The 2,696-nt window shown below is 56.8% G+C and carries 1 rRNA gene; it reads left to right on the top strand.

What is annotated here, in order from left to right:
* Positions 1-2: 2 nt before the first annotated feature.
* Positions 3-2,696, top strand: a 23S ribosomal RNA gene (locus FZ983_RS33800); the annotation flags it as partial.

Raw genomic sequence — 2,696 nt, forward strand, 5'->3', positions numbered from 1 at the left:
GAGATCAAGCGTCTGAAGGGCATCTGGTGGATGCCTTGGCACTGAGAGGCGATGAAGGACGTAGCACGTTGCGATAAGTCACGGGGAGCCGCGAGCAGGCTTTGATCCGTGAATTTCCGAATGGGGAAACCCACAGCTTCGGCTGTATCCCACACTGAATCCATAGGTGTGGGAAGCGAACCCGGCGAACTGAAACATCTAAGTAGCCGGAGGAAAGGACATCAACCGAGACTCCGCTAGTAGTGGCGAGCGAACGCGGACCAGGCCAGTGATTGCTTCTACATAACCGGAACCGTCTGGAAAGTCGGGCCATAGCGGGTGATAGCCCCGTACGGATAAACCGGAAGCAATCCTCGAGTAGGGCGGGGCACGTGAAACCCTGTCTGAACATGGGGGGACCACCCTCCAAGCCTAAGTACTCCTCAGTGACCGATAGTGCACCAGTACCGTGAGGGAAAGGTGAAAAGCACCCCGACAAGGGGAGTGAAACAGTTCCTGAAACCGGATGCCTACAAGCAGTCGGAGCCTCTTCATGGGGTGACGGCGTACCTTTTGTATAATGGGTCAGCGACTTAGAGTATGCAGCGAGCTTAAGCCGGTAGGTGGAGGCGCAGCGAAAGCGAGTCTGAATAGGGCGACCGAGTTGCATGCTTTAGACCCGAAACCTGATGATCTAGCCATGGGCAGGTTGAAGGTGCGGTAACACGCACTGGAGGACCGAACTCACGCCTGTTGAAAAAGTCGGAGATGACCTGTGGCTAGGGGTGAAAGGCCAATCAAATCAGGAAATAGCTGGTTCTCCGCGAAAGCTATTTAGGTAGCGCGTCGGATATCACCTGCGGGGGTAGAGCACTGGATGGGCTAGGGGGGCGCGAGCCTTACCAAACCTAACCAAACTCCGAATACCGCAGAGTGCAGTCCGGCAGACAGACGGTGGGTGCTAAGGTCCATCGTCGAGAGGGAAACAGCCCAGACCGCCAGCTAAGGTCCCCAAATCACGGCTAAGTGGGAAAGGATGTGGGAAGGCCATGACAACCAGGAGGTTGGCTTAGAAGCAGCCATCCTTTAAAGAAAGCGTAATAGCTCACTGGTCTAGTTAAGCCGGCCTGCGCCGAAAATGTATCGGGGCTCAAGCCGTGTACCGAAGCTGCGGATGTGATCTTTGATCACGTGGTAGCGGAGCGTTCCGTAAGCCTGCGAAGGGTGTCCGTGAGGCCGCCTGGAGGTATCGGAAGTGAGAATGCTGACATGAGTAGCGACAAAGAGTGTGAGAAACACTCTCGCCGAAAGTCCAAGGGTTCCTGCGCAAGGTTAATCCACGCAGGGTGAGCCGGCCCCTAAGGCGAGGCCGAAAGGCGTAGTCGATGGGAACCACGTTAATAATCGTGGGCCTGGCGGAGGTGACGGATGGGAAAGCGTGTATGTCCTTATCGGATTGGACATGCTGTGGACCTGTTCCAGGAAACAGCCCCGCCGTATAGACCGTACCCCAAACCGACACAGGTGGACTGGTAGAGTATACCCAGGCGCTTGAGAGAATGGTGTTGAAGGAACTCGGCAAATTGCCCTCGTAACTTCGGAAGAAGAGGGCCCCGTTGTGGCGCAAGCCATGGCGGGGGGCACAGACCAGGGGGTAGCGACTGTTTACTAAAAACACAGGGCTCTGCGAAGCCACACAAGGCGACGTATAGGGTCTGACGCCTGCCCGGTGCCGGAAGGTTAAGAGGAGAGGTGCAAGCCTTGAATTGAAGCCCCGGTAAACGGCGGCCGTAACTATAACGGTCCTAAGGTAGCGAAATTCCTTGTCGGGTAAGTTCCGACCTGCACGAATGGCGTAACGACTTCCCCGCTGTCTCCAACACCAACTCAGCGAAATTGAACTCTCCGTGAAGATGCGGAGTTCCCGCGGTCAGACGGAAAGACCCCGTGCACCTTTACTACAGCTTTGCAGTGGTGCTAGGGACTTCATGTGTAGGATAGGTGGGAGGCTTGGAAGCCCGGGCGCCAGCCCGGGTGGAGCCAACCTTGAAATACCACCCTTGAAGTCTCTGGCATCTAACCGTGGCCCGTGATCCGGGTCCGGGACCCTGCATGGCGGGTAGTTTGACTGGGGCGGTCGCCTCCCAAAGTGTAACGGAGGCGCGCGATGGTGGGCTCAGAGCGGTCGGAAATCGCTCGTCGAGTGCAATGGCATAAGCCCGCCTGACTGCAAGACTGACAAGTCGAGCAGAGACGAAAGTCGGCCATAGTGATCCGGTGGCTCCACGTGGACGGGCCATCGCTCAACGGATAAAAGGTACGCCGGGGATAACAGGCTGATGACTCCCAAGAGTCCATATCGACGGAGTCGTTTGGCACCTCGATGTCGGCTCATCACATCCTGGGGCTGGAGCAGGTCCCAAGGGTTCGGCTGTTCGCCGATTAAAGTGGTACGTGAGCTGGGTTTAGAACGTCGTGAGACAGTTCGGTCCCTATCTGCCGTGGGTGTCGGAGTTTTGCGAGGATCTGTCCCTAGTACGAGAGGACCGGGATGGACATACCTCTGGTGCACCGGTTGTCACGCCAGTGGCATGGCCGGGTAGCTAAGTATGGACGGGATAACCGCTGAAAGCATCTAAGCGGGAAACCCACCTCTAAACCAGAGCTCCCTTGAGAGCCGTGACAGACCATCACGTCGATAGGAGGCATGTGGACGG

It is taken from the genome of Azospirillum sp. B21, assembly GCF_008364825.1.
In the GTDB taxonomy this organism is placed as follows: domain Bacteria; phylum Pseudomonadota; class Alphaproteobacteria; order Azospirillales; family Azospirillaceae; genus Azospirillum.